Annotated in this window: 6 protein-coding genes; 3 read left to right on the forward strand and 3 right to left on the reverse strand. The window is 45.5% G+C overall.

Features of this window, described 5'->3' with window-relative positions:
* Positions 1-17 precede the first annotated feature (17 nt).
* From pepN to HMPREF2909_RS00605, 3 genes are all read left to right on the forward strand, one after another.
* Positions 18-2,594 (forward strand): aminopeptidase N, encoded by a 2,577-nt coding sequence (pepN, locus tag HMPREF2909_RS00595; protein WP_071414841.1) that lies wholly within the window; start codon positions 18-20, stop codon positions 2,592-2,594.
* Positions 2,595-2,683: 89 nt separating this feature from the next.
* Positions 2,684-4,054: a phosphoglucosamine mutase gene (gene glmM, locus HMPREF2909_RS00600; RefSeq protein ID WP_071414842.1), complete on the forward strand. Its 1,371-nt coding sequence runs from the start codon at positions 2,684-2,686 to the stop codon at positions 4,052-4,054.
* Positions 4,055-4,066: 12 nt separating this feature from the next.
* Positions 4,067-4,720: a peptide deformylase gene (locus tag HMPREF2909_RS00605; protein ID WP_071414843.1), complete on the forward strand. Its 654-nt coding sequence runs from the start codon at positions 4,067-4,069 to the stop codon at positions 4,718-4,720.
* Between the two features lie 39 nt (positions 4,721-4,759).
* Here the strand turns inward: HMPREF2909_RS00605 and HMPREF2909_RS08995 are convergent, their stop codons facing one another.
* From HMPREF2909_RS08995 to HMPREF2909_RS00620, 3 genes are all read right to left on the reverse strand, one after another.
* On the reverse strand, positions 4,760-4,942 hold the full coding sequence (locus HMPREF2909_RS08995; protein WP_148130758.1) for a hypothetical protein: 183 nt from the start codon (positions 4,940-4,942) through the stop codon (positions 4,760-4,762).
* Positions 4,943-5,164: 222 nt separating this feature from the next.
* Positions 5,165-5,704 (reverse strand): MFS transporter, encoded by a 540-nt coding sequence (locus HMPREF2909_RS09720; RefSeq protein ID WP_373604525.1) that lies wholly within the window; start codon positions 5,702-5,704, stop codon positions 5,165-5,167.
* Positions 5,705-6,053: 349 nt separating this feature from the next.
* Entirely contained in the window at positions 6,054-7,814 is a 1,761-nt protein-coding gene (locus HMPREF2909_RS00620) for an aryl-sulfate sulfotransferase (protein ID WP_071414846.1), read from the reverse strand.
* Positions 7,815-8,036 lie beyond the last annotated feature (222 nt).

An 8,036-nucleotide genomic window follows, 5' to 3' on the forward strand; every position in this document is an offset into this window, starting at 1 on the left:
TGAAGTAAAGGAGAAAAATGCCAGGAGCAAATCTCACCCGCGTAGAAGCGGAAGAACGCGCAGGAATCGTGACGAATGTGCGCTACAACGTGCATTTAGATGTAACTGGATCAGATACTGATTTCCGCTCTATTAGCACTATAGAGTTTGATGCTACTGAAGGTGCGTCAACCTTCCTCGATTTAATCGCTAACACGGTTAATTCCGTTGAACTGAACGGTCAAAAGCTCGATCCTGCTACAGTTTTTGTGGATAACCGTATTGAATTGAGCAATCTGGCTGCGCATAATACAGTTACCGTGGATGCTCTTGTACAGTATTCACGCACAGGTGAGGGTATGCATCGTTCTGTTGACCCAACTGACGGCAATGTCTATTTGTACACACAGTTTGAGGTTCCTGATGCACGCCGCGTTTATGCAGTGTTTGATCAGCCAGATATTAAAGCAGAGTTTGATTTTAGCGTTGATGCCCCACAGGGTTGGGAAGTTATTTCCATTATGCCAGCCAACGAGCCAGAGCAGATTGCTGATGGTGTGAACCGTTGGACGTATCCAACCACGCCAAAGATGAGCTCTTATTTAACTGCTTTCGTAGCTGGTTCTTACGCGAGCTGGCATACGTCGCATAAGCTGTCTGATGGTCGCGAAGTTCCTATGGCTATTTATGCTCGTCAGGCTTTGAAAGAAGCTATGGCAAAAGACGTTGATTACTTATTCGACGTGACTAAGGCGGGTATGGACTTCTACGATAAGACGTGGGGTGTTCCATACCCATACGCAAAGTACGATCAGCTTTTCGTGCCAGAATATAATGCTGGTGCTATGGAAAACATTGGAACTGTAACTATTCGCGATTCTTATGTTTTCGAATCCAAGGTAACTGACGCTATGGCTGAACGTCGCGATGTAACGGTTTTGCATGAACTGGCACACATGTGGTTCGGCGATTTGGTGACTATGAAGTGGTGGAATGATTTGTGGCTCAATGAGTCTTTCGCTGAATTCACCTCCACCTTGGCGACTGCTGAAACCACCCAGTGGCATGATGCTTGGGCAACCTTTGCTTCGGGCGAGAAAAGCTGGGGACAAGCTCAGGATGAAATGCCATCTACCCATCCAATCGTGGCTCCAATTAATGATCTGCACGATACCGAAGTCAACTTTGACGGTATTACCTATGCTAAGGGCGCTTCCGTGCTTAAGCAGCTCGTAGCATATGTGGGACGCAAGGAATTCTTCGAAGGTATTCATAACTATTTGCGCAAGCATCAGTATGCTAATGCAACGTTGGCAGATCTGCTCGCCGAGTTGGAAGCAACTTCTGGTCGCGATTTAAAGAGCTGGTCTGAGCAGTGGCTGGAACACGCTGGCATTAATACTATTACCTCCGAAGTGCGCACTGCTACTGATGGCACGATTGAAGAGATGGCTTTGGTGCAGACAGCATCTGAAGAGTATCCAGTTTTGCGCGACCATCGTTTGGCAGTAGCATTCTACGATGAAAATGCTGATGGCAAGATTGTGCTCACGCAGCGTTTCGACCTTGATGTTACGGGAGAGCGCACGGTTGTAGAGGCTGTGAAGGGCAAGAAACGTCCAGCTTTCATTATGGTGAATGAAGATGATTTAACATACACCAAATTGCGTTTTGATGAACAGTCTTTGGATTTTGCTCAGAAGAACTTGTATAAGTTCGACAGCGCTTTAACTCGTGCAGTAGTATGGCTCAGCTTGTGGGATATGACTCGTGATGCTCAGCTTCCAGCTGTTGATTTTATTAACACATCCTTGAAGGCATTGAGCACTGAGAAGGAATCCACAACCTTCCGTTATGCTTTGGGACAGATTGCTACCACAGCTGCACATTATGTGCCTGATGCGCGTCGCGATGAGATTAAGCAGCATATTGGATTAGAATTCTTCCGCTTGGCAGGTGAAGCAGCAGCTGGTTCCGATGAACAGTTCCAGCTTGTTACTGCATACCTTAACAACGGTACCGACCCTGAGTTTACTGCACGTTCTTCCGCTCTGTTAGACGGCTCGCTTGTTTTTGATGGCTTAGAGATTGACAACAATATGCGTTGGACTATTCTCGTAGCTCAGGCAGCAGCAGGCGTTATTGATAATGAGCGTATTGATGCAGAGCTTGCTGCTCGCGATACGAAGGAAAATCGTCAGTTCGCTGTTATGGCTAAGGCTGCAATTCCAACTGCTGAAGCTAAGGCATGGGCTTGGGATCAGGCATTGCATAACAATGAGTTGACCAATTCTCAGCTGGAAAACGTGGCTGGTGGCTTCTCTATGAATTCTGACCCAGCTTTGTACGAAAAATACGTAGACAAGTATGCTCAGATTATTGACTGGGTATGGGAGAATAAGACCTTCCACATGTCTGAAGCATTATTGCAAGGAACAACACGTGGATCAGGCTTGTATCCAAGTGCTTCTGATGCTGCGCGCTTGGTTGAAGTAGGCGAAAACTGGTTGAACAGCCATGCTGATGCGCCTGCAGCTTTGCGTCGTATTGTCATGGAAAATCTCGATAGTTCACAGCGTGTTCTGCGCGTTCAGCGTTACAACGAGAGCTTGTAGAACATCTGCGTATTACACGCCATCTACACTTAACCTGCCGTGCTACTACAATGGGAAGCCGGCAGGTTTTCTATAACAAAGGAGAGACAATGCCTCGTCTTTTTGGAACTGATGGTGTGCGCGGTTTAGCAAATGGTTTGCTCACTGCTGACCTTGCATTGAAAATGGGTGACGCAGCTGTGCGCGTTTTTGGAGCAGATGCCGCTCATGGACGTCAACGTGCTTTAATCGGTCGAGATACTCGCGTATCCGGTGATTTCCTGGCTTCAGCTTTAGCTGCGGGTATGAGCGCTGGCGGTTTCGATGTTATTGACGTAGGTATTTTGCCAACCCCAGGTTTGGCATATCTCACTTCTATTTTGAACGTAGAAATGGGAGCTGTTATTTCTGCTTCCCACAATGCTATGCCAGATAATGGTATTAAGTTCTTTGCTCGGGGAGGTTTCAAACTTCCAGATGCGAAGGAAGATGGGATTGAAGAAATTCTTGGCACAGATTGGGATCGACCAACGGGTGCAGGAGTGGGTCGTATTTCTCACGATAATGTTACGGCAAGCAACCTCTATATTGATCATTTGGTCAGCTCTATTGCTCCTGTGGGTAAAGATAAGATTCAGCCACAGCCTTTGAAGGGACTGCGTATTGTGGTTGATTGCGCTAATGGTGCAACATCAGCAGTTGCGCCTGAAGCTTTACGTCGCGCAGGAGCCGACGTGATTGTGATTAATGCTTCTCCAGACGGCTACAATATTAATGATCATGCAGGTTCAACGCATCCTGAACAGTTGCAGGCGATGGTTAAAGCCAGCGATGCTACTATGGGCGTAGCTTTTGACGGTGATGCCGACCGCTGCTTAGCTGTGGACGAAGATGGCGTTATGGTTAATGGCGACCAAATTATGGGTATTTTAGCTCGTGCCTATAAGCGTGAAGGAAAGCTCAAAGACGATACTCTTGTTATTACCGTTATGAGTAATTTGGGCTTGATTTTAGCGTTGAAGGACATGGGTATTAAAACCGTGCAGACCTCTGTGGGCGATCGCTATGTTCTTGAAGCCATGCTTCAGGGCGGATATACGCTTGGCGGTGAACAGTCAGGACATGTGATTAATAGGGAATTTGCTACCACAGGTGATGGCACATTAACTGCGTTGTGCTTAGCTAATGAAGTGATGAAGTCCGGTAAGAGCTTGAAAGAGTTGGCTGCAGACTTCCCTCAGCTTCCTCAACAGCTTGTTAACGTGCCGAATGTCGATAAACTTGCTGCTTACACGAACCCTGTTGTACAGGAAGCAGTACGCGCAGAAGAAGCAGTGTTGGGAGAAACCGGACGTGTTCTTTTGCGTCCTTCGGGAACAGAGCCTTTGGTTCGCGTGATGGCAGAAGCTTCAACGCAAGAACAGGCAGATGAAGTCTGCGAACGTTTGGCAGCTGTTGTAGCTCGTGAGCTTGCATTATAGAGGGAGAATACTATGGCGTGGAATAGTGCACATATAGACAAAGAATTTGACCGTGAAGTGCGTGCTCTACTCGCAGATACTGATGAAGATGGTAATTTGCCTATTGTGCAGCTGGGTGAACCAGTTTTGCGCATGCAAACCGAGCAGTATGACGGCCAGTTAAGCCAGAAAACATTGGTAAAACTGATTGAGTTGATGCGTTCAACCATGCTTGCCGCTCCAGGAGTAGGTTTAGCAGGGCCTCAGATTGGTTTAGGACTAGCTATTGCTGTGCTCGAAGACCACGTGCGCGATGATGCTGATGATCCGCGCGGTATAGGAGAACTTCCTTTTACCACGATTATTAATCCGCATTATGAGCCAGTTGACGATCAAACAGCAAGCTTCTATGAAGGTTGCCTAAGTTTTGATGGTTACCAAGCTGTGCGTAAACGCTACGTGCATATTAAGGCTACGTGGATGGATGAATTTGGCAATAAGCATGAAGAACTTATGCATTACTGGCCGGCACGTATTTTCCAACATGAAACTGATCATTTGAATGGGGAAGTGTACATTGATAAAGCTGAAACTCGCAGCTTAACTACCTACGATAATCTTGAAGATTATTGGGTGTTCGAAGCAGTTCCTCAAGAAGCATCCAAAACCTTAGGTTTCGAGCTTTAATTGCTGGGGGTGGCGTATTACAATACGCCACCCCATAGGTTACAGGTTTTTTTCTAAACGAATCATAAGCGCAGAAAAAATCAAAGCCATAATCACAATAATTGCCGTTGTTATAATCAAGGCATCTGAATAATACTGTTTCTCAATAAGCGCGTATCCTGCATAAGCAAAAGGAATAAAACCAAAACTCACAGCATAATCAAGAGAACTGATACGTCCCAAAATATTTTTCAGGTGAACGTTGCTGCAGAGCAGACCCCCCCCGCATGTTACTCCTCCCAGCTCAAACCCAATACCTGCAATATATCCTATGGAAAGAGCGGCAGAAACATACGACCATGTGATTTTTGATGATAACGGGATGACATACAGAAGCAAAATAACATCTCCAACACCGCTATCTATGGCAAGAGTAATAGCCCAGAAAATAACACCGATAAGAAGTCAGCGATATTCCTTAAAGAGGTGAGGAGCTGTTTTGAGTGCGTCTACAAGAGATTGCTGTTGATCCTCGTCTTTCGTGTCGTCAAAGCTTTTCGGAACATGAACAAGAGTCAAAAGAATAATCGTGACAATACCGCTCAAACTTGCAATAGCAAAAAGGACTTGAGCAGAAAAGTGGGCGGCAATAAGTCCTACTAAAACAGGAGCACCCACATAAGCAATATTGCGTAATGTGCGCACAAAACCATTGGCTTGAACTAAATAATCATGCTCAACAACCATCAGTAGCAGTGAATAGAGGGCAGGCGAGCCCAGAGCAGAGATAAAAGCAGTAAGTAAAGAGAAAAGCTGAACTTGCCAAGCTAAACCATAGCGCCACGTGAGTACAGCAAAGCCGCTATACGTTACAACCGATATTGCAGCAGCGATTACAGAAAATACGTTTCTTACTAAAACGGTCAGCCAGAACACCGCCAATAAACGCGCAGATAAGTGTGGGCAGAGTGCGGGTGGGTAAAGTGAGAGCCAGACCTGCGGCACCGTTATTTTGGGTACTGGTGAAAACAAGTCCCATAGAAAACATGACGCCAGCTAGCCCTTGAAGTGATTGAGTAATAGCTAGCTTGACAACAGATGCATTCAGCCATGTGGGATGAGAAATATGATGCATGATGAACCTGTTCGAATGCGTGAATATGTATGTTTTATGAGCAAACAGAAAAGGATCGTCGATACTGTGCGGAGATTTTTACCGTGACTATCTTCTTTTATTCTCTGGAAAGATGTAAACAGTTATGGTAGTCTCAATTTTTTGATTTCTTTGTAAGTTTTGAATCATGGACAGAGCTGCTAGATGATCCAGCCCAGTCTAAGGAATGTAACTGGGCGTCTAGAAGCAGTATTGAACCTTATATACTGTTCCGAGTGAAGCGCGTGCCCCGTTTACGTTTGTGCCTTCGTGACCATTAAATTTGACTAACTGAGTGCCTTGATTATTCCATGCCGACCATGTTGCTGCCTGAGAATCAACTGTAACAACAGCATCACCAACAAACTGAGCATTGCCGTAGAGAGGGGAGTAAGGGGTGCTCATAGACGATGTGAGTGTGTACGTATTATCTTGTGTATTAACTGCATATGTGTATACATATGACCGAGCTTCAGAATTAGTAGCTTGTATGCGTTGAGATGCTGTTGGTAATGCATTACTCCAGTTGAAAGTAGGATTGCTAGGAGAATACGCATAATTATTATTGAATAAGGTTAAGGTATAACCTGTTGCGTTCACATTGCTTACTCGAATATCATTTTGACCGGCAAAATCTGCAAAGTTCCCGTTCTTCTTCATAACAAGATACGAGTATTTTGGATCATTCCATAGGTTTGCCGGGCCAATAATAGAGGTAATAGATGGCGAATCATTCACATCCAGAGTAATAACAGAGGAGGTTTCACGCGAGGAGAGTAAATAGCGATTATTGTCAAGTGCACTAATCGAATCTAAATTTAGCCAATTCCACGCACCATCGGACGAACCTCCATCTGCCGTCAACGCGCGCGCCACCGTGGTAGTGCGATACGAATTAAGCAACCTTGCAAGATTAGCCAAAACCGTCATCTTACCGTTCAAAATATTGATGCGCACCACATATGTGCCTACTTCTTTCGTTTTATCGAAAGCGTTACCGTTGGTTGCAATAGCAATAATATTACCGTTTGAATCTGTGGTGTAATCGCTGAATAAAGAGTAGCGTTCATCAAAATTAAAGAAGTTTTTCACAGCGCCTAACTTGTCTACACACGCAAACTGGGTAGTGCTCACTGCATAACACGTCTGCTGACCAATAGTAATAAATCGCGTTCCCCTCACATTTTTCAAAGGAATTTCCCCACGCAAAATGCCGCTGCTGTCATACAAAAAAGCAAAATGTGTGGAGCTTCCCTCAGCAGCCTCAGGCATAACCGCATAGAGACCATTGGTCAGTTTAGTGCTGTTATCGGCAAAAAACGTAGCGTTCACGCGCACAGGCTCATTGCCTAATACGTCACCCATGGTGTATGTGTATTGGCGTGTAATAGTATGTCCGTCCACATCGGCGAGGGTGAAAGTAACCACATTCTTCGCGCTAGGAATCAGCCCTGTAACCTGGAATTCATGGGTGCGACCACGCTGAGCTTGAGTGGTAACAACCCGCGTGAAATCAGGGAAATTCGTTTCCGGAGCACTAACCGTGTACGACACACTCATGAGCTGATCAGTGACAAAAAATACGTAGAGAGACGTGGTATTCGTACCGAAGGGGTTCGCCTCAACAAGCATATGATCAACCGTGTAATTGCCTGTTTTCTTTTTCTTCTCAAGAGTAGCGCTAGCTCGTTTTTGGTATCCGATTGTATAAATACGCTCAACAGTATGCGCCAAAACGCTTGATGGCGAGTTTCTACGCGCATTGTAATAGGTGAGTGCGCTCCACGCTGTTAACGCAACGACAACAAGCATGGCAACAATAATGCTGGTTCGGCGAAGCTGTTCACGCCATGTAGGTTTTGCGCTATCATCTTCCGTTTTGCGCTGAGGAGGAACAGAACGATAATCCGAACTTTTGGTGCGCGTTCCAGTAGCATGATGCACGAGTTCAGGTGTTGCCATACGTTCTCCCCCACGATTTTTTGAGCTGACACAATTATACGAAAGTCACGCAATCTTTCTCCATTGAATTTTCTCGGTTACTTTTCTGTTACGTTTTCTCACGACTTCGTTACTTCGTTCGTTCTCTCGTTTTTCTGGCTCTTGTGATTTTAGCGAGGTTTAGAGGAGAGCATTGCCCAGTAGGTTCCAGTTGATTCCTCGGGATGTTATGTGTTAAGACAT

It is taken from the genome of Alloscardovia sp. HMSC034E08, from assembly GCF_001813415.1.
Classification (GTDB): domain Bacteria; phylum Actinomycetota; class Actinomycetes; order Actinomycetales; family Bifidobacteriaceae; genus Alloscardovia; species Alloscardovia omnicolens.

What these genes read in the sequence shown, in the direction of transcription:
- pepN (WP_071414841.1), top strand. Translation starts at nt 18, where the DNA reads ATGCCAGGAGCAAATCTCACCCGCGTAGAAGCGGAAGAACGCGCAGGA.
- glmM (WP_071414842.1), top strand. Translation starts at nt 2,684, where the DNA reads ATGCCTCGTCTTTTTGGAACTGATGGTGTGCGCGGTTTAGCAAATGGT.
- HMPREF2909_RS00605 (WP_071414843.1), top strand. Translation starts at nt 4,067, where the DNA reads ATGGCGTGGAATAGTGCACATATAGACAAAGAATTTGACCGTGAAGTG.
- HMPREF2909_RS00620 (WP_071414846.1), bottom strand. Translation starts at nt 7,814, where the DNA reads ATGGCAACACCTGAACTCGTGCATCATGCTACTGGAACGCGCACCAAA.